This window comes from Natrarchaeobius oligotrophus (assembly GCF_003841465.1).
In the GTDB taxonomy this organism is placed as follows: domain Archaea; phylum Halobacteriota; class Halobacteria; order Halobacteriales; family Natrialbaceae; genus Natrarchaeobius; species Natrarchaeobius oligotrophus.
Genome location: NZ_REFZ01000008.1, coordinates 1 through 17884, shown reverse-complemented (window position 1 = coordinate 17884; position 17884 = coordinate 1). Strand labels below are relative to the sequence as shown.

General features: G+C 57.5%; 19 protein-coding genes and 2 pseudogenes. 10 read left to right on the top strand and 11 right to left on the bottom strand.

Annotated features, from left to right (window positions below; all coding sequences use genetic code 11):
- Positions 1–222: 222 nt before the first annotated feature.
- Entirely contained in the window at positions 223–642 is a 420-nt protein-coding gene (locus tag EA472_RS12715) for a universal stress protein (protein ID WP_124191893.1), read from the top strand.
- A gap of 610 nt (positions 643–1252) precedes the next feature.
- On the opposite strand, the gene EA472_RS12705 is transcribed toward EA472_RS12715, so the two are convergent.
- Positions 1253–1693 carry a universal stress protein gene (locus EA472_RS12705; protein WP_124191891.1) on the bottom strand — a complete coding sequence of 147 codons (441 nt, stop codon included), beginning with the start codon at positions 1691–1693 and terminating at the stop codon, positions 1253–1255.
- A gap of 88 nt (positions 1694–1781) precedes the next feature.
- Here EA472_RS12705 and EA472_RS12700 point away from each other — a divergent pair, with 88 nt between their 5' ends.
- The gene (locus EA472_RS12700) at positions 1782–1994 is read left to right on the top strand and encodes an HVO_2922 family protein (protein ID WP_124191890.1); all 213 of its coding nucleotides are present in this window, start codon (positions 1782–1784) and stop codon (positions 1992–1994) included.
- A 57-nt stretch (positions 1995–2051) separates the two neighbouring features.
- Here EA472_RS12700 and EA472_RS12695 read toward each other — a convergent pair whose 3' ends face one another.
- Together EA472_RS12695 and EA472_RS12690 are read right to left on the bottom strand one after the other, a co-directional pair.
- On the bottom strand, positions 2052–2411 hold the full coding sequence (locus tag EA472_RS12695; protein WP_207891161.1) for a hypothetical protein: 360 nt from the start codon (positions 2409–2411) through the stop codon (positions 2052–2054).
- A 338-nt stretch (positions 2412–2749) separates the two neighbouring features.
- A complete protein-coding gene (locus EA472_RS12690) occupies positions 2750–3967 on the bottom strand; it encodes a CBS domain-containing protein (protein ID WP_124191889.1) in 1218 nt (405 codons plus the stop codon).
- Positions 3968–4327: 360 nt separating this feature from the next.
- On the opposite strand from EA472_RS12690, the gene EA472_RS12685 reads away from it, so the two are divergent.
- A complete protein-coding gene (locus EA472_RS12685; protein WP_124191888.1) occupies positions 4328–4846 on the top strand; it encodes a DUF2267 domain-containing protein in 519 nt (172 codons plus the stop codon).
- A 677-nt stretch (positions 4847–5523) separates the two neighbouring features.
- Here the strand turns inward: EA472_RS12685 and EA472_RS12675 are convergent.
- The gene (locus EA472_RS12675; protein ID WP_124191887.1) at positions 5524–5985 is read right to left on the bottom strand and encodes a 2Fe-2S iron-sulfur cluster-binding protein; all 462 of its coding nucleotides are present in this window, start codon (positions 5983–5985) and stop codon (positions 5524–5526) included.
- 266 nt (positions 5986–6251) lie between these two features.
- On the opposite strand from EA472_RS12675, the gene EA472_RS12670 reads away from it, so the two are divergent.
- Positions 6252–6704, top strand: a complete 453-nt coding sequence (locus tag EA472_RS12670; RefSeq protein ID WP_124191886.1) for a GNAT family N-acetyltransferase — start codon at positions 6252–6254, stop codon at positions 6702–6704.
- Positions 6705–6970: 266 nt separating this feature from the next.
- Here EA472_RS12670 and EA472_RS12665 read toward each other — a convergent pair whose 3' ends face one another.
- Complete coding sequence (locus EA472_RS12665; protein ID WP_124191885.1) at positions 6971–7471, bottom strand: universal stress protein; 501 nt, start codon at positions 7469–7471, stop codon at positions 6971–6973.
- A gap of 202 nt (positions 7472–7673) precedes the next feature.
- Here EA472_RS12665 and EA472_RS12660 point away from each other — a divergent pair, with 202 nt between their 5' ends.
- The 3 genes and pseudogenes from EA472_RS12660 to EA472_RS12650 all read left to right on the top strand — a co-directional run bounded on the left by EA472_RS12660 (position 7674) and on the right by EA472_RS12650 (position 10471).
- Positions 7674–8582, top strand: a complete 909-nt coding sequence (locus EA472_RS12660; protein ID WP_124191884.1) for a universal stress protein — start codon at positions 7674–7676, stop codon at positions 8580–8582.
- Between the two features lie 169 nt (positions 8583–8751).
- A pseudogene (locus EA472_RS12655) lies at positions 8752–8913 on the top strand (IS5/IS1182 family transposase); the annotation flags it as partial.
- 313 nt (positions 8914–9226) lie between these two features.
- Complete coding sequence (locus EA472_RS12650) at positions 9227–10471, top strand: alpha/beta hydrolase (RefSeq protein WP_165874885.1); 1245 nt, start codon at positions 9227–9229, stop codon at positions 10469–10471.
- Positions 10472–10486: 15 nt separating this feature from the next.
- On the opposite strand, the gene EA472_RS12645 is transcribed toward EA472_RS12650, so the two are convergent.
- From EA472_RS12645 to EA472_RS12635, 3 genes are all read right to left on the bottom strand, one after another.
- Positions 10487–11371 (bottom strand): CPBP family intramembrane glutamic endopeptidase, encoded by an 885-nt coding sequence (locus EA472_RS12645; RefSeq protein ID WP_124191882.1) that lies wholly within the window; start codon positions 11369–11371, stop codon positions 10487–10489.
- A 423-nt stretch (positions 11372–11794) separates the two neighbouring features.
- Positions 11795–12280 carry a hypothetical protein gene (locus EA472_RS12640; protein ID WP_124191881.1) on the bottom strand — a complete coding sequence of 162 codons (486 nt, stop codon included), beginning with the start codon at positions 12278–12280 and terminating at the stop codon, positions 11795–11797.
- Positions 12270–12782, bottom strand: coding sequence for a hypothetical protein (locus tag EA472_RS12635; protein WP_124191880.1), 513 nt, complete (start codon positions 12780–12782; stop codon positions 12270–12272). Before EA472_RS12635 ends, EA472_RS12640 begins: the two co-directional genes overlap by 11 nt.
- 133 nt (positions 12783–12915) lie before the next feature.
- Between EA472_RS12635 and EA472_RS12630 the strand changes: the two genes are divergently transcribed.
- Positions 12916–13404 carry a methyltransferase family protein gene (locus tag EA472_RS12630; RefSeq protein ID WP_124191879.1) on the top strand — a complete coding sequence of 163 codons (489 nt, stop codon included), beginning with the start codon at positions 12916–12918 and terminating at the stop codon, positions 13402–13404.
- 305 nt (positions 13405–13709) lie between these two features.
- On the opposite strand, the gene EA472_RS12625 is transcribed toward EA472_RS12630, so the two are convergent.
- Both EA472_RS12625 and EA472_RS12620 read right to left on the bottom strand, forming a co-directional pair.
- Positions 13710–14867 carry a methionine adenosyltransferase gene (locus tag EA472_RS12625; RefSeq protein ID WP_124191878.1) on the bottom strand — a complete coding sequence of 386 codons (1158 nt, stop codon included), beginning with the start codon at positions 14865–14867 and terminating at the stop codon, positions 13710–13712.
- Between the two features lie 8 nt (positions 14868–14875).
- Entirely contained in the window at positions 14876–15685 is an 810-nt protein-coding gene (locus EA472_RS12620; RefSeq protein ID WP_124191877.1) for a methyltransferase domain-containing protein, read from the bottom strand.
- Positions 15686–15784: 99 nt separating this feature from the next.
- Between EA472_RS12620 and EA472_RS12615 the strand changes: the two genes are divergently transcribed.
- The gene (locus tag EA472_RS12615; protein WP_165874884.1) at positions 15785–16588 is read left to right on the top strand and encodes a class I SAM-dependent methyltransferase; all 804 of its coding nucleotides are present in this window, start codon (positions 15785–15787) and stop codon (positions 16586–16588) included.
- A 269-nt stretch (positions 16589–16857) separates the two neighbouring features.
- Here EA472_RS12615 and EA472_RS12610 read toward each other — a convergent pair whose 3' ends face one another.
- A complete protein-coding gene (locus EA472_RS12610; RefSeq protein WP_124191875.1) occupies positions 16858–17682 on the bottom strand; it encodes an alpha/beta fold hydrolase in 825 nt (274 codons plus the stop codon).
- 44 nt (positions 17683–17726) lie between these two features.
- Between EA472_RS12610 and EA472_RS12605 the strand changes: the two are divergent.
- A pseudogene (locus tag EA472_RS12605) lies at positions 17727–17884 on the top strand (IS5/IS1182 family transposase); the annotation flags it as partial.

Sequence of the window (17884 nt, the reverse complement as noted above, 5' to 3'; positions counted from 1 at the left end):
GGTAGAGCGATTTACGCTGTATCTCTCGCACGGTTTGACGAACCCGGGCGAAATCTGCCAAAATCCTGGCCTGGCGTTCGTAACCGTAGCCCGACGTTTCGGTGGGCCTTAGTTACTCGAATGGCCGAACGCGGCTGACGTTTTACCCTCTCGACTCTCCCGTCATATCATTCGAAACAGTGTGAGCTATTTCACGGCTTTCGACGTGGATAGTCCACACCGATGTACGACACGATCCTCGTCCCGACGGACGGCAGCGATCCAGCGAACCGAGCAGTCGAACACGCGCTGGAACTCGCGGACAAGTACGACGCCGACGTCCACGCAATGTACTGCGTCGAGACTCACCGGTACGGCGAACCCGCGCTGAGCAGCGCCGAAATCGTCCTCGACAACCTCGAGGATCAGGGCGCGGCGATGCTCGAGAAGATCGCCGACCGGGCGGACAACGCCGGAATCAACTGTTCCTGGAACGTCTGCCACGGACGTCCCTGGGAGGAAGTTCGAGAGAAGGCGACGGAACTGGACGCCGACCTGATCGTGATTGGCTATCAGGGACAAGGCCATACGCGGACCGATCGGATCGGCAGCGTCGCCGAACGGATCGTCAGGACCGCGGACCGGCCGGTATTGACAGCCTGAGTGGTCGGTACGCGATGAAGCATTGACAGGAATTAGCAAGACAATCCGTCGCTTTGCTCCAGTGAGCGTTATATGTTGATAATATTGAAGTAATGAATATACAGCACGAACGTGGCACGGAGCAGAATCGGACGCATGTCGAGTGCAAACTGTTCAGTACACAGTGCTACTTGCTCGATTCTTTAGAACCGGTTTCGAGTCCAGGTTCAAACCCTTCTGGAAGATCATCCACACCACATGCCTGAAGCACTTGCCGAATATGGTAATCTTTCTTCGATGGTTCGTCCGACTGTAGAGCTTTCTCTAGATGATCTTTGCATCCTTCGCTGAGGTTTGACATATCGATGTATGCAATTCGGAAAACGTCATATATAGTTTCTCCGAAATCATAGAATTGCGTGGGGTTCATCGCGCAGTGCTATTGGATATTTGATTTATAGTCAAAAATATGAAATGAGAGGAAACGCAATGCTGAACTCATCTTCTAAGTCTTGCACCCCGATTCCAACGTATCCGTGATCTGCCTCATTGGAACGTCGGTGGAATTACGCGAACCCCTATGAGTAACGGACCGGCACGGAGCGTTCGCGGTCGAACGGTGGCGTCACCGTCAGCGAATCACGGTAACCGAAACCGGCGACCGAGAGACGACGGTTTCTGCCACCCGTCCGACCAGCGTTCGTCCCGGATCGTCCCGACCGTGAACGCCCATCACGACGTGATCGACCGACTCCGCTTCGGCGTAATCCGGAATGATCCGCTGTGGATCGCCGATCTCCGAGTCGGTTGCGATCTCCCGGTCGTACTCCGCAGCGGTCTCCTCTGCCTCGGCGAGCAGTTCCCTCGTCGCCTCCCGTTCCATCGACTCCCACTCTTCCGAGCCGATCATCGGCTCGTAGAGCGACTCGAATCCGCCACCATCCGACGGCTCGAAGACGTCGATGACGTGGAGGACGACGATCTCTGCATCGCGGAACTTTTCCAGTGCGTGTCGGAGCGCACGAATCGACAACGGCGAGCCATCAGTCGGAACTAGAACTTTCTCTGCCATCGTGTACGCTTCACCAACGGGCGGCATTACGTTATGGGGGTCGTCGGATTCACCGACAGTTTATCGATGTCGCTCCCGACCTGGGAGTGTGAGCGCCGCGACGTTCGAACTCTACGAGGACAGGGCAAGCCAGTGGCGCTGCCGACTCGTCCACGACAGCGGTAACATCATCGCAGACAGCAGTCAGGGATACAGCTCCAAGCGCGCGGCGAAAAAGGGTATCGAGAGCGTGAAGACCAACGCGTCCGACGCACCGGTCGAAGAACTCCTCGTTCGGAAACTAGACGACCCAGACGAGTGACATCGCGTCCCTCTCTCGATCCCGGCCCGGAATCGGTCCGACGTCGATCCGAGAGCCTCAAGCCCGTATCCGATCGACCTCCTTAACGAGCGGCTCGAGGTCCCCGTCCGCAGCGAGCGTCGTCAACACTGTGTCGACGTCGACACGGAGTTCGTACGTCGGTCGTCCTTTTCCGGCCGGCGATCGCTCGTCCGGCGTACGTGCCTCGAGGAGATCGCTCGCCGCGAGTTCGTTCAGCGCCCGACAGACGTCGGCCTCGGAGAGCCGGCCGGTGAGCTCGTCGAGTCGATCGTTGCAGGCGGATCGGATTTCGTCTGCTCTGGCCGGCGTTCGGTCCTCGACCGAGCGCCAGACGCAGCCGAGCAGGACGACCTTTTCGACGAGCGTGGTGTCTCGAAGCTGTACTGTCGTGTCCATGTAGAATCATTCCATGTCCCCGGGTGTATAGGCGTGTTCTCCTTCCCATCCGACGGGATCGGTGATGGCGTCACTTCCCGTTCTTCCGGTTCTTCGAACGTTGGGGTCGGTTCCAAACGTTGAGAATTGGGACTGGTGGCTACCCTCGGGGACGTGTGCCGGACCGCCGAGACTGGTACCACCCACGAGACGGGTCCCTCGTTAATTCCCGAGACTGGACGAACCAATCCCGATCACGACCGGTCGGTGGGGGAGTCTCACGGCCCGTCGCTGGCTAACGACACCGATACCGATCGAACGCGAGGGGCGATACCGCCGCCTCGCCCACTGACTTGCGATCACTCCTCTAACAGCCAGCCGAAGCGTTTCTCCCAGAATTCCTCGCCCGGTGGTTTCATGGAACGGGCGTGAGTCTTCTTGTCGCGGATCTGCCGTTCGAGTACCTCGCGCGCTTCGTTCATCGCGTGGCTCGCGCCGTAACCCTCCCCAGAGGCGATGTATAGTCCGCGATCCGTGTGCAGCCGGATGCGAGCGAGCAGCAGCGGTGTCCCGCGGCGTTTCTCGTCGTGCTCGTGGAGGTGGACCTTCGCGTCCAACACGTTCATCCCGTGGTCCCGGTCGTCGAACTTCTCGATCATCGCCACGATCTGGTCGTAGGTCGCGTCATCGATCAGGTCGACGCCGTAGATCTGGACGCCCCGGTTGCCGCCGGCCTCCCACGTGAGCGAGTCGAGGACGTCGGTCTTCGTGACGATGCCGCGGGGAGAGCCGTCGTCGGTGACGACCAGCGACGATGCGTCGACGGCAAACATCTCCCCGACAGCGACGTCGAGGGTCTCGTCGGGAGCGATCGTCCGCACCGGCGAGACCATGACGTCCCGAACCGGCAGATCGAGCATTCGGGCGAGTTCTCCCTCCCGGGCGCCGAAGCCGCCAGCTCGCGTTCGGCCGCTGCTGTCGGAGATTTCACCCCCGAACGGATCCGTTCCGCCCGGATCCCCGCCTTGGCTCTGTACCTCGGCTCGGACGGTGAGGCCGCTCACGTCGTAGAGACTCAAGATGCCGACAGCGGAATCGTCCTCGACGACCGGCAAGTGCGTGATCCGTTCCTCCCGGAACTTGTGGACCGCGTCGCCAATCGTCGAGTCGGGATCGAGCGTGACGAGATCCGACGAGTACGCCTCGGCGACGGTTGCCGCGTCGAGGAACGGTTCGACCTTCCGTAGGATCGCGTCGGCGGTGACGACGCCGAGCAGTTCCTGCTCTTCGAAGACTGGCAACAGCTGCGAGTCGCCGTCGATCATGAGCTGTGCGACGTTCCGAACGTCCTCGTCGGGCGCGAGTCGCGGGACGTGCCAGACTAACGAACCAACCTTCTCGTCGGGCTGGCGATGCGAGCTAGCGAGCTGTCGGCGGGTGACGACTCCCTCGTACTCCTCACCCCGGACGACGACGCCGTCGACATCGGGATCCTCGAACGTACCGACGAGCTTCGAAACGCGCGTATCCGGTTCGAATTCGACGTACTCTTCCGAAACGATATCTGCAATATTCATGATTTGTGGTGGGTTTTCGTGGCAGGGTTTCGTGGTTCGGTGCCGCCAGGACGGTATCGTCGCAGGTGCTGTTAGACGGTCGTACCTGCGCGCCCGACGGTGATTCTCGTTTCGGTCATTCCCGGTATCTTGCAACCGTCCGGTATTTCGGTCCGATCCGTGCCCCCGATCGGACGAACGAGTTGACCAGCCGCCTGGGATCCGCCCTTGGAACGATCGCACGTGACCGATCGCCATATAATACTCTCGTGGGGGCAGTCTATCGGTTCTCCGGACGGTATGTATCGTCGCGGCGACAATCTCGCTCGCCCGCAGATGCCACGTGCATTGACGGTGTTGGTCGTCGCGCCATCTAGTACGATGAATTTCGACGAGTTCACCGGCGAGATCCAGCACCGACTCGAACTGCCCGACACCGGCCGGACGGTTCGGGCGATCCGGGCGACCCTCATGACCCTGGGCCAGCGAATCCCCGAGGGGAACGCAGAGGACTTCGCCGCTAACCTGCCGCTCGAAATCAAGTGGTACATGACCGGGGCGGTCCGCGAACACGGGCAGCGATTCGACTGGCGGGAGTTCATCGAGCGCGTCAGCGAGATTGAAGGCGAGGGCGTCGACGCCTCCGAAGCCGCCTACCACGCCCGAATCATCGTCGATTTCGTGGAAACCCAGGTTCCGCCGTCAGACTTCCAGCAGCTCCGTGACCAGCTCCCGGAGAGTCAGGACGACGAGAACTGGCGAAAGCTCTTCGAGGTAGTCGACGCCGGCGGGTGGGGCGAGGCGCAGGAAGCCCAGACCGGCGGTGGCCCGCAACCCGCAACGACAACCAAGGGCGACGCCGACGATGCCGACGACCCGGGTGACGAACCAAACGAGTAGATGGAACGATAACGGTCCCACCGTCGCGAATCGGGGTCGTCCGTACGAAGGTTTCGGCTGGAATCCGAATATCGTGCGGCGGACCTCGGTGCGGTTCGGCAGGCTATGCGGTTATCTCCTCGACAGGCGATGAACCAGTGAGAGGTCCCCGATGTCACAACCCGAACTCACGCCGCGGATGCGAAAGTAACGAGCCGCCTTCAAGGCGATCCCGCCGATCGAACGATCGTTTCGCAATGGATCTTGCGCGAGACGCGTCGGTTTCGTGGCTCCACACCCAACCAGGCGGTGGGCTCCCTCGAAAACCTCGGCGGGAGCGAACCAGCGATACCGAAATTGAAGGGCGCAGATGGATGGCCGAAATCTCGACACGGACGATCCCGGTGGGCTCACCGTACCAGCTTATCGAAGTGACAGTGACGTAGAGAGGATCCAACAGATCCTCGAACCATTACTCCTACAGTTTCGACGTAAGGCGTTTTGTGCGCTTGGACGAGTGGCCAGAACCCGAAGCGCGCTGACAAAGGCTATGTGGGAATGAGTCAGGGGAACTCGAAGTGCCTCCGCTAGCCGTCCCGGTCCCGCAGAGTTGTGTCGCCACGTCCGCTCGGCAGACAGGACGAACGTGGACAACGTTTCCTATCGCGGCGACTCGGGAATCGAGACCACCCGATTAGTCAGGCGTCGTCCGGATGGGCGACCTCGAGTTCGGAATCGGCTCTGGCGTATGCGACGCAGGTCAGCACCCAGCCGTCCGCGATCTGATCGTCGTCGAGGTACTCGTTGCCCTCGTGTGTGACCACCTCGTCGGCATTGCCGTCGTACTTCGCCGTACACTGGCCGCGCGTCCCCGCTTCACAGGTGTACGGGATATCTACGCCGGCGTCGAGCGCCGGATACAACAGCTCTTCGTCTTCCTCGACGTCGACGTCAAACGTCTCGTCTCCGTCGACGAACACGACCTCGTACGTTGCCGCGTCGTCCTCGTTCAAACAGCCGGCGAGGAAGACGGCGCCTGAACCACCAACCGCAATCAACACCCGGCGTCGTTCGGCGTCGGGGACTCTCCGGGAATCCACCACCGACGCCTCCAGGTCGTCCACCGCTCGATCGGCGGCCGCACGTTCCTGTTCGCCCATACACACGTTAGGCGAACGAACCGAATAAAGCCCCAGTTCTGTTCCGTCGATAGAAACGAAATACTCCAGTAACAGCGGCAATTCGGAAGCGGCGCCTGTTCGTGACGTGCCGAATATGTCGATCACTTCGAGACTTCGGGCTGGATGGCCGGGCGGCGGTTCCAGTATCGTCAAACGGATCCGTCCCACATTTCGCCTACTGTTCAAAAACCACCCCTCGTTCGAACGGAGAAGCGATTAACTGTCGAGTCGACGTACGGAGCGATGTGTCTCCGAACGTTCGATCTGCAGTCTCGGACGACGCGACGGCGGTCCGCGAAATCGCTCGCGAGAGCTGGCACGCCGCCCACGATTCGATCCTCGGGAGCGAGACCGTCGCGGAGACGATCGACCGCTGGTACGCGATCGACGAACTCAGGGCGTCGATCGCCGAGGCTCGTGACCGCGAAGACGCTGTCTTCCTGGTCGCCGAAGACGCGGGCGAACTCGTCGGCTTCGCACACGCCGGTCCACACCGTGACCGGCCCGCGGTCGCGTCGCTGAACCGGATCTACGTTTGTCCCGACCGGTGGGGAAACGGAAGCGGTACGGCGCTGCTCGAGCGCGTCGAGGGTCGCCTTGAGGAAGCGTACGATCGGCTGTACCTCGCTGTCCTCGCGGACAACGAGGTTGGCGTCTCGTTCTACGAATCGGCCGGCTTCGAGCGGGTCGGAACCTAGGAAAGCGACCTGAAAACGGGAGTCGAGGAGTACGTCTACGAGAAGACGCTCTGATCGAACCGCGGACTATTCGATCGATTCGTTGGTAACGGGGAGCGAACACGGAGTGAGCAGCATATTTGCCGAGGTATGCACGTCCGGTTTCGACACGACGGTGTATCCGAGCCCCGACGACGACGACACCAGCTGCGAAACGGAGGCGGCGCACCGGTCGAGAACCCAGACGGTTCCGGTACGTTGGGGAGCGTCGGTGTTCCGAGGTTCGATCACCCCGTCGCCTCATCCTCTCGATAGAACTCCGTGTGGGCCTCCACCGCGTCGACTCCGGGAGGCGACAGCTGGCGAACAATGAACACGTCGTAGGATCGCTCTGCGGCGACGTGGACGCCGACGCTCGTCAGCGGCGTGACGACGCGGCCCACGTTGTCGCTTCCGAGGAACACGACGCTCGGGTCGTGTCGCAGGGCCAGCCGTTCGACGAGGTCGGCGATCCGCTCTTCGGGGGGAAACTCGCGGATGCGTTCGTACTCGAAGGTCGCCGATGGCGCCAACGCGTGTACTCGGTCGCGGAGTCGTTCGATGACCGCCTCGACGTCGAACGACTCGTCTTCATCGTCGATCCAGCCCTTCTCTCTCGCGTATCGTTTTCGTTCAGGGACCACGGTTACCGCGGCGACGGGCTCGTCGAGCGCGTTCCCGTACTCGACGGCCCTGACGAGGGCGGCTTCCGCCAGTTCCGTTCCGTCGAACGGCACAGCGAATGTCATATGGGTCGTTTCCACTCCACGACGAATAACTGCGTGGGGACGGTCGGAGCCGGCACACCCGGCTTCGACCGCTCGGGACAATCGGTGGTGAGTCGGGAGTCCGCGATCGGGCCACCAGGACGAACCCTGCGGCGACCGAAATGGTCAGTCGAACGTACCGGTCCCGCCTATTACTATCCGGTCTGAAGGCGTACTCTCGTCAATGACAACGAGGAACGACCTGCTCGAGACGATACTGATTCCGACCGACGGCAGCGATGGCGCGCTCGTCGGCGCGGAACGGGGCATCGACCTGGCTGGCTCGTTCGGGGCCGACGTCCACGTGCTCTCGGTCGTCGACGAAGCGGAACTCGACGCGGCGTCTGCATCGGATATTGACGACGAGCAGAAAGCGTCGATCGAAGCCGAAGCGGAGTCGGCCGTCGAGACCGTCGCAGACGTGGTTCACGATCGTCACCCGGAACTCGAAATCACGACGGCGATCGAACGCGGAACACCCCATCGAGTTATCGGAGAGTACGCTGAGGAGGCGGATATCGACGCCATCACAATGGGTACGAAAGGGTGGACCGGCCTCGACCGGGTCCTGCTCGGAAGCGTTACCGAACACGTGCTCCGCACGGTGACGGTTCCGGTGCTCGCGGTGCCGCCGGAAGCGAGCGACTCGGCACTCACGCCAGACGCGGTCGAGAATGTCCTGCTGCCGACGGACGGCAGTGAGGGCGCGACAGTCGCTGTCGAATGGGGGATCGGCCTCGCCAACGCGTACGACGCAATGTGTCACGTCCTCTTTTCGGCCGACAAGAGTCGATTCACGGGGGGTGCAGAGCCGAGCGCGATACTGACTGGACTAAAAGAGGAGGGGCGTACCGCGCTCGAGACGATTCGGGAACGAGCGAGAGCGGCCGGGATCAGCGTGACCGGAACGGTCGCGAACGGCCCGGCCGTGCGCGTCATCCTGGACTACGCCGAGGACAACGAAATCGATCTCATCGTCATGGGAACGCACGGTCGCTCCGGAATCGAGCGGCAACTCCTCGGCAGTGTCACGGAGAACGTGGTCCGCCACGCCGACGTTCCGGTGTGTTGCATCCCGATCGCCAGCGACTAGCGGAAACGAATACTCGCCTGACCAACCGTCGCGCGTGGCCCAATCATTATTTGTCACGTCGATTCGATGGAGATAACATGCCTTGTTTTGCCGCCGATTGACGGCAACTTAAGACGCCTCTCAGGAAGGTTCCGTCAAATTCACCCAGAAATCGACGCCGTCTGGCGATATGGAATCGCTCAGACTGCTAGCGCAGATGTGTCGAAACCTTGCCAAACAGCACGTTGACGATCCGGACGTACCTGCTGCGCCGGACGGCGCGGACGGGTGCGCCAAGTGGGAGCAAATCGCGGTGATTCTGTTCAGCGTCGAATTGGAGAACCTCGTACGAGGATAACAGGAACTGTACGAGATTCCAGTATCCGAACAGCAGAGCCAGTAGTACAATCCGGGTAACGCAGATATTTATAAAATAGAGGATACTAGATCCGTAATCTACCGCTCATATGGCACAAATAATCGTTGGCGGAGCGACGAATACGAGGAGAAATGCAACTCGACTCAACGTCTACGGAGACCCTCATTACACGTTATCAAGTTGGGAAACCTCATTGGGATCGTACATCTGTATGATGGGATAAGGGATCACGGAGTTTCCATCGTGGAGTCGGTTTATGCTACTCGGTGTGGTGACAGGCTTTGTAATGTCTGAGCGAACCTTTGGAACAGCGCGAGCGACGAAAGGCTTCGGCGTCTTCGACGACCACGAGACGGACTGGACGTTCCTTCGAACACTGGCGCAGATGACCGAGAAGGGTGCGGAGATCGGTGAGTGTCTTTCTGCTGCTCGACGAATCAACGAACGCGACGTCGAGAGCTGGATCTCGGAATGGGCCACCCTCGCGGAACGTCTCGAACAGGATGCCGAGGACGCACTCGACGAGAGTCACGAAATCAGCGCCCGAGAATTATTCCTCCGGGCACAGAATTATTATGGAGCCGCAGAACACGGTTGCTCTCCATCTCACCCCCGTTTTTTCGAGCTGTGGGAAAAGAGCCAGGAGTGTTTCCAGCGAGCGTGTCCGCTGTTTGATCCCCCCATCGAAGTGCACGAGGTTCAGGTCGATGACTGGAAGCTTCCAGCGTACTACTGGCGACCGGCCGACGATAACCAAGAACGACCCACGATGGTGGCCGTCGGTGGGAACGACGAGTTGCTCGAAGCGCTCACGGTGTTCACCGGCCCCGCGGCGGTTCGTCGAGGCTACAACTACTTCACGATCGACTACCCGGGTCACCGCGGAGCGGTTCTGCTCTATGACGACTGCGTCAAACGCCCCGACTACGAGGTGCCGTTCGCGGAGATCCTCGACTACGTCGAAGACCTTCCTGGGGTCGATGGCAGAATTGCGATGGCTGGCTACAGCTTCGGCGGGTACGTAGCACCACGTGTCGCAATCCACGACGACCGGGTAGACGCGTTGATTGCAAACAGTCCGATGATCGACGTGCCGCAGATCCAGTCGGGGCTCGTCAATCCGCTCGTCGGTAGAGTTCCCGGGCCGCTTCTCGAACGGCTCGTCGAACGACGACTCGACAAGTCACCGCTGGCGAAGGCGTACGTCGAGTACGGCTTCTACTCCTTCGGAGAGCCGGAGATGACCATCTCGGAGTGGCTGAAAACTGACGAACCGATCGGTTCGGACATGGTGATCGAGGACGACCTCGGCGAAATCACGTGCCCGACCCTGGCGCTCGTCGGTGAGGACGAAGGTGACGAGATGATCATGCAGACGGAGGCGTTCATCGATGGCGTTTCGGCTGACGAGAAGGATCTCTACGTCTTCACGCTCGAAGCGGACGGCTCCGACGATCACGTTCAGATGGACAACTGGACGCGAGGGCAACAGATTACGTTTGACTGGCTGGACGGCATCTTCTCGACGTGAGTACCGTAGAGACGATCACACTCGTTCGTCCTGCCGTGTTGTACCGGTAGCACCGGCTGCTGACAGTCTCGTAGCACGTAATCCGGTTCCAACGACCATGAGTACAACCAGCGCGAACACCCATGTCACCGCTACGTGAGAGACGTTGAGTGACACGAGCAGTCCCCAGTCCGGGACGCCGTCTACGATGACGAGATCCACGTCGAGTGGGACGAGCGCACCCAGGGCGTTCTCACTCCCGTGCATGATCATGACCAGCAGGATGCTTCCACCCGAGCCGTTGTAGACCCAGGCGAGAAGTACCGAGAACCCAATGATGCCAACGAAATACGAAAGCTGTGACGCGAGCGGCCATTGGGCATGTGGAGCTGTCGGATCGAAAAACAACGGAAGGTGCCAGCCACCCCAGAGGACGCCGATCACGATGGCCGCGACGAGCCCACCGTAGCGCTGCTGGAGTTCTGGCTGGGCGAACCCACGCCAGCCGATTTCTTCTTGGCCGCCGCCGATGAACGTCCCCAGGAGAATCCCGAACGCGAGCGTGAGTAGGTTAGGCGAGAACGCACCGAAATCGATCGGGCCACCGAGTAACGCGGCTATGGCTCCGGCACTCAGCGCAATCGCAGCAGGGATTCCGATCGCGGCCACGTACCACTTCGGATGAACGCGCCAGTGAACGATGCCACGCGCCCACACTCGAAGATCGTCGTCACTGACGTGAACCACGATAGCGGCGGCGATCGCTGGTCCGGAAGCACTGAGAAAGCCACTGAGGATCCATCGTGTCCACGACGGTTCCATTTGAAGAGCGATGACGACACCGTTGAGGCTCCAGGAGATTGCGTAGGTAAGAAGAAAAAACGAAACGAGGCGATGTGTTCGAATCCAGTTCGTGAGCATGAGGATAGCCGAGATACACGGTTGAGACGATTCAGAATGTCGGTTCTCTCCTTTAGATATAACTCCGATTGATTCGTTGTACCGTTATGGCTTTGTTGGGCCTTGTTTGAGCGCTCGAAAACAGGTCGTAGAAGCTCTTAATGAACTAGACGTTCCTCTACATGGCAAAGTACTAGGAAGTGACGTAGGCTGGTTCACCCGTCGTATCCCCCGCCCGACAGTCACGAGAAAGAGGGCGCTCAACAGGAGATTGATCCCGGCAAGGAACGCAGACACTTCCGGGCCAGCAGGTTGTACGACGAGTACTCCAAGTGCGATTATCAGAAGGAGGAAACCGGCCGAAATCCGCTGTCTTGGATCCTTTCCTTCAAAAATTACCAATATCATGTTTAAAACTGAACTGGATCTATACATGTAGGTGATTCACGAGTCCATCTCACAGTGGTTCGAAATCACTCTGCGTTCCCACCGCCAGAGGAGCCAGGAGAAGACCAGCATCTGCACGGTGACTTCAGGAACTCCGATTTCGAGAGAGCGGAGAAGGTCGCGCAGTGATCCGTCCAGTATCACCTGGACGGTTTCGGGGAAGAAGACTGGTGATCCGAGGAATGTCAATCCATAGAGGAGACCAAAGAGCAACAGCCACCCAGATCGCGCGTGTACGAACCGCGTGTAAAACGGATACAAGAAGACAGCAAGCAAGGCACCGCGAACGAACTGACCGAAAAAGACGGCTGCCACCATGGTGATATCCTCCAGGTCTCGCCAGTGCTCGAACGTTTCGATAACTGCCAGCGCCTCTTCGTACCCTGGTTGTAACTGAAAAAACATCATTCCCACGACCCAGTACGTGACGACGTGGAGCACGGTAAACCGAATGACGAAACCCCGGAGACCATCATCCATCATCGGTCTCACCTCCTTGAGAATATGAGCTGACTCCCCGATTTCGTCGTTCCCAGTGAACCAATACCACCGAGAACACGAACACTTGGATCGCACTAATCGTGAGGATAATTGTGTGTTCGGTGGCGGTCGTCAGGGTATAGATCAGGCCTTCGATCGATCCAGGTTGCGGTTCGACCGTCCCGATTACGGCGATCCCCCACAACGCGCCGAACAGCACTATCCAACCGCGTTCGTTTCGAACGAACACGTCGTAGAACGGATACAGGATGAGCGCCAGTACACCCCCACGGAGTAGCTGGCCAAGGATGTACGCCGTCTCTAAGGAATACGGTTCGACGACATCGAACGCGACGCGATGTTCGACGGGGATCAATGGAGCGAGCGTTACGAAAATCGACGCGAACACGACATACAAAAGGATATGGAGCAGTGTGAAGCGACCGAAATATTCCCACAATTTCCTCTTCAGAATGCTGTGAAGTACGTCCTTTCCACCCTTCATTGTATGGCCACTCTCCAGGTTTCCGACAACCCGCTGCAGATGGATCGACCGAGTATGACGTGCATTGTTGTGATGATAGCAAAGAAACCCCACCACTCGAACCTTTATAGCATTTTCATCCGTTTACATGTGCATGGGGTCAATTTCGACCTATCTGAAGACTATTGTCTTCACCATCCTTGTCCCTGGCATCGTTGCAGTGGCCGTCCCGCAGTTACTCGCAAGGTGGCGAAAGCACCCCGAACTTCCACTCAACGAGCATCTGGCCCGTGGCCTTGGAATTCTGTCTCTCGTCTCAGGCATCCTGCTCTATGTATACACGTCTTTCCAATTTGTCTCCGAAGGGGAGGGGACGCCATCGCCAACTGACGAGCCCAAACATCTCGTCACCGGCGGGATCTACGCCCATTCCCGCAACCCGATGTACATTGGGGTCCTCCTGGTGATCCTCGGCCAAGCGCTTCTACGTCGGTCGGTTGCGATCCTCTGGTGGGGAGCGGGTATGTGGATCGGGTTTCACAACCGGGCCATTGGATACGAGGAACCGCACCTGCTCGAAAAGCACGGCGAGGAGTATGAAAAGTACCGCGAGGAGGTGCCACGATGGTTCTTCCTGCGCTGAGCACACTCGTGGTTGCAAGCATTACGTGGAAAAAATACCCCACATTCACCAATACCAAAATAGTCTCCTCTGCTGGCAGAAACCGATAGCAGAGATACGGACGGCGAACTGATTAAATCAAAGATACATATTGTCCAGAGGTTGCCCTCGGTAACCGATTCTGACAAGTGAGAACTACCCACCGGGTTCAGAGGTTGTTGGAAGGATCGTGCAGGATACAATGTAACGCACATATCCAGCACTAACTCGATGACGATGAGACGATAATCAGGAGTTGTCCAGATACCGACCAGTATTAGGGAGCATCAGAACAGCTCAACATCGCCTGCGATGATACCCTCCGTGATCTCATCGATCCTCCCCGCCTCAGATCGCACGATGGCCTCTACCTCGCTGTGATCTGAGGTTGTTGTTTCGACATCAACAGCGTCGGGGGCTGCGATCGGCATGCCGATCTCGGAGACCATGTGAACGCTCGCAAAATCCGCACTGGTTTCGGTGGCGATTCGTTCCGCCGTCCGTTTTGCGAGCACGTTGTAGAGTTTCCCGACGTGTGAGATCGGATTCTTTCCAGCCGTCGCCTCCATACTCATGTGGCGATGGGGCGTGATCAATCCCGTAACCCGGTTTCCGCGACCGACGCCACCATCGTCCCCGTCCTCCGCGGATAGCCCCGTTTCGGTGATGTACACGATTCCCTCATCCGGATTATCGGCAGTGTTCACATCGACACGGACCTCTCGATTCGTGTGGTTTCGTGCATGCCCCAGTGCGAGGTCTCGAATCTGTGCCTTCACATCGAGGTACTCCTCAACCGATGAAACCTGTGACGAACGGATCGCGGTTGCAATAATGAGGTGGAGTTGATCATTCGTTCGGACGCCCATTAGCTTGACGTCCTTGCCTGCAGCGTCAATCTCCTGCCAGATTCTCGGCTCTAGCGTTTTGACGATCGCTTCGGTCTCCGAGAGCGGCGCATAGCCAACGGCGATGCTCGTGTCGTTCGCCAACACGTCACCGCGATCGAACAGATCCTGGAGATCCACGGAGGTCGGTCCCAGATGCGGCCAGATATCGACGTAGCCGCTGGGTAAGTCCTCGAAATGCGTCTCTATATACCCGCGGGCCGCCTGTTCGGCGATCTCGTTGATCGGAATTGTCGTGTCTTCGACTTCCGCCGTCGCCTGCCCGCCGAGAATGATCCGGATGGGCGAATCGAGTGATCCGCCGCCGAACTCAGGCGTCGAGTCACCTGCAATCAACAGGACGCTATCCGTGTTGTGGTGAAGGACGCGGTCAAATTCTGCCTGGTATTCTCGACAGAGTTCCCGCGATACGGCTTCAGCGATTCCATCACAGATAGTGTCAGGGTGACCGGGGCCCTTGCGCTCGACGAACTCAGCCCGACGGTCCTCGATTGGATCGCCAGCAAGAGATGAGATGGTCACAGGGAAGGTGTTCATTCTATCACTCATTTTTCTGGTTTTTGAAACGAGATCACGCTCAGTTTTCCGTTCCAGATATCCTTCTGGAATTTGTTCGTTGCAATGTTTGGGACGACCTCCAATGCGGATTCCCAGGGCCCGGGTTCCGCTGGTATCCCAAACCACTTTAGGCCGGCTTTCACAAAGAGGTTAGCGTCGAGTAATTTTGCTGTCGGCGTCACAAACGCAACTTGTCCACTAGGTTTGGTGACCCGAATCATTTCCTGAAGCGTGGCCTCAACTTTTTCTGGCACAAACAGAATCCCTCCGAACTCGAACACAACATCAAAGGTATCGTCCGCATAGGGAAGTTGTTCTGCATTCCCCTGAACCAGTCCGACGTTCATCCTCCATTTTCGAGCGTTCTTCTGGCATTTTTTCAACATTCCATACGAGATATCCACTCCAAAGTAGTCAGCTTCCTTTCCGTTTTCCTGGAGGTTTCGAAGCTGCAGTCCCGTCCCCACACAGCTTTCGAGTACACGGTCCCCGGGGTTCACATCCAACTGTTCGGAGTATTCCGATCGCCCGGCTTCGAGACCGGACAGTATCCTTGATCTCGACAAATCATAGATATAACTCTGTAAATCGAACGTCCATTGCATCCGTCGGTTGATACCGACCACGTCCTCCTCACGGAGCAGCACTGGAATTCCATCACGGATCGGAAACTGCTCTCCCGACTCCGAATCAATCAATACGCCATCGTCACGAAATACTGTATTGCCTGTGTACGGATTCCGGAGTAACCGAAGCTGTTCAGCCTGTTTGGTTCGTTGTTCTTCGCTTGTCCCCATACAATGGATTACGGATTGTAGGAGGTAAAGCCTAGGTCGGGTTCAAAAGAAGCAGGAATCTACACAACAGCTAATCGTTCTCGAATGGTACAAATTGGCATGGTTAGTGAGGGTGACCCCGAGACCGTTCAAACCAAACAACGTGAAATACTCACTCTATTGCGGAATCCGACTACTGGAAATTCGCTAATTCTTGAAGATGATGTGATGATCGATCCGATTACAGAAGAGCGGTTCGAAATCAGGAACGGAATACCGGTTATTCTCCGGAAAGACGATGTTTTCGGGAACAATCGGAAACAACAAATCGGCTACGATTGGTTTAGTTACGCATATGATTTGATGTATGCCCTTCCATTGTCGAGATTACAGCAGTGGTTAGATGAGCTCGCCGAAATCATAACGATAGAATCGGGTGATCGTGTGCTTGAGACGGCTGTCGGAACGGGACAACAATTCCGAAATTTAGCTCGACATGGTATGGACGGGCACTTTTTTGGAAACGACATCTCCTACGGCATGTTGAACAAATGCCAGAAGAACCTAAGAAAGTGGGACATCGATGTTGGGCTTGTGCAGGGAAACGCCGAGGCGCTCCCGTTCCAAAGCGAACGCTTCGATGTAGTGTTTCATGTCGGCGGATTCAATTTTTTCAACGACAAACAAGCGGCTATCGACGAGATGATTCGGGTTGCAAAGCCTGACGCTAAATTATATATTGCTGACGAGACTTCTGAATTCATCAACTTACCGCAGATTGTTGTACGACTGATTCCTGAGCGTGCAACCCGCGTTGCCGACCCACCAATCGATCTTGTTCCTGATAATATGCACGACATTAGTAGTATGAAGATCGCAAACGGGAAGTTTTGGCTGGTGTCATTTCGAAAGTCATCGATATGAAGATGAACGTATTAGGTGACTTGATGTGTAGAGGGGTTGTGCTGAGCGATCGTCACCTTCACAAATTCACCTGGATCTCGTGCGACATTCGCGCCCTGAGTTCAGCACACACTGAATGAAATGGCGGATATTTGTTATAAACGGAGTGATCGACACAGAGGATGAGTTCAGCACTCGATTTCGTTTGTTGCGACCAATTCGGGTTGAGTCAGGTAATCAGTAGTACTGTGACGTCACACATATACCGAACGTACTCGCTACGGGACAGGTTACGCTGACCGTTGTTCAAAGAGGAACGACGTGATCGTGGAGCAGAATTCGCGTCTGCGTTCCTCGAAGGCACCATGCCCAGTGTTTTCGATGAGATGTGTCCGTGCGTTCGGGATTGTTGTTCCCATCGCCTGGAGGTCCTCAGCATCGAAAAGTTGATCTTCGGAACCGCCGATGACGAGTGTTTCCGGTTCGGTCATATCGAGTTCGCCTGTGGCGTCATGGTCGAGACAGGCCTGTGCCGAGGTGATGAAATCATTCGGGTACGGTGGTTCTTTGATAATCCCCGGAATTTTGAGTAGTGCACCGTACGCAGCGCGTTTCGTCCCGGCGGAGTACGTCGTTTCGATGCTTCCAACGTACACGTCTGCCCAATCCCCGTCACGTCCGGCGGCGAGCCAGCCGGATACGATTTCGCGGCCACGTTCGCTCAATTGCGGACCGGCAATTGCGATAACGAGGTTTCGCACGTGTTCAGCGTGCTTGATGCCTAGATACTGTGCAATCAATCCGCCCATTGAGAGTCCGAGCACATTCGCAGGCCCGATCTCGGCGAGAACATCCCCATAATTACTTGCCATCTCTCGGGTCGTGATGCCGTCCGGCATGTCACGTGGACGCTTGACGACATACACGTCAAAGTCGTCAGCAAATGGTCGCATGTAGTACCGTTCGAGAAGGACCCGTGTTATTTTCGGCGTGTCACCCCCCTCTAACGCGTCGCTAAGTCCGGGAAGAATGACAAGCGGTTCGGTACCGCTACCGAATCGAATTGTTGGATGACCTGAGAATTGTTCCCTAGTTGGATTCATAGAGGGTGTCATAGAACAGTTAGCATACCTAAGAGCAGGGTGAACGCTGAGGTGGAATGAGTTCAGCGACCCTGCAAGATGAGCCTTGGATAGACGAGTTCTTTAATCTCGTGGCAGTCGAGACGCTTCCGCTCTTCGAATACCTCGACTTTGACTTTCTCAGTGAGTATGACGTGTTCGCCCCCGATGAGCGGGGGCGAACACGAGACCACCA

Coding starts and splice junctions, on each gene's coding strand:
- EA472_RS12620 (WP_124191877.1), bottom strand. CDS start 15,685: ATGGGGACAAGCGAAGAACAACGAACCAAACAGGCTGAACAGCTTCGG.
- EA472_RS12635 (WP_124191880.1), bottom strand. CDS start 12,782: ATGAAGGGTGGAAAGGACGTACTTCACAGCATTCTGAAGAGGAAATTG.
- EA472_RS12630 (WP_124191879.1), top strand. CDS start 12,916: ATGGGGTCAATTTCGACCTATCTGAAGACTATTGTCTTCACCATCCTT.
- EA472_RS12695 (WP_207891161.1), bottom strand. CDS start 2,411: ATGGACACGACAGTACAGCTTCGAGACACCACGCTCGTCGAAAAGGTC.
- EA472_RS12610 (WP_124191875.1), bottom strand. CDS start 17,682: ATGACACCCTCTATGAATCCAACTAGGGAACAATTCTCAGGTCATCCA.
- EA472_RS12650 (WP_165874885.1), top strand. CDS start 9,227: ATGTCTGAGCGAACCTTTGGAACAGCGCGAGCGACGAAAGGCTTCGGC.
- EA472_RS12660 (WP_124191884.1), top strand. CDS start 7,674: ATGACAACGAGGAACGACCTGCTCGAGACGATACTGATTCCGACCGAC.
- EA472_RS12625 (WP_124191878.1), bottom strand. CDS start 14,867: ATGAACACCTTCCCTGTGACCATCTCATCTCTTGCTGGCGATCCAATC.
- EA472_RS12640 (WP_124191881.1), bottom strand. CDS start 12,280: ATGATGGATGATGGTCTCCGGGGTTTCGTCATTCGGTTTACCGTGCTC.
- EA472_RS12685 (WP_124191888.1), top strand. CDS start 4,328: ATGAATTTCGACGAGTTCACCGGCGAGATCCAGCACCGACTCGAACTG.
- EA472_RS12665 (WP_124191885.1), bottom strand. CDS start 7,471: ATGACATTCGCTGTGCCGTTCGACGGAACGGAACTGGCGGAAGCCGCC.
- EA472_RS12675 (WP_124191887.1), bottom strand. CDS start 5,985: ATGGGCGAACAGGAACGTGCGGCCGCCGATCGAGCGGTGGACGACCTG.
- EA472_RS12705 (WP_124191891.1), bottom strand. CDS start 1,693: ATGGCAGAGAAAGTTCTAGTTCCGACTGATGGCTCGCCGTTGTCGATT.
- EA472_RS12645 (WP_124191882.1), bottom strand. CDS start 11,371: ATGCTCACGAACTGGATTCGAACACATCGCCTCGTTTCGTTTTTTCTT.
- EA472_RS12715 (WP_124191893.1), top strand. CDS start 223: ATGTACGACACGATCCTCGTCCCGACGGACGGCAGCGATCCAGCGAAC.
- EA472_RS12690 (WP_124191889.1), bottom strand. CDS start 3,967: ATGAATATTGCAGATATCGTTTCGGAAGAGTACGTCGAATTCGAACCG.
- EA472_RS12615 (WP_165874884.1), top strand. CDS start 15,785: ATGGTTAGTGAGGGTGACCCCGAGACCGTTCAAACCAAACAACGTGAA.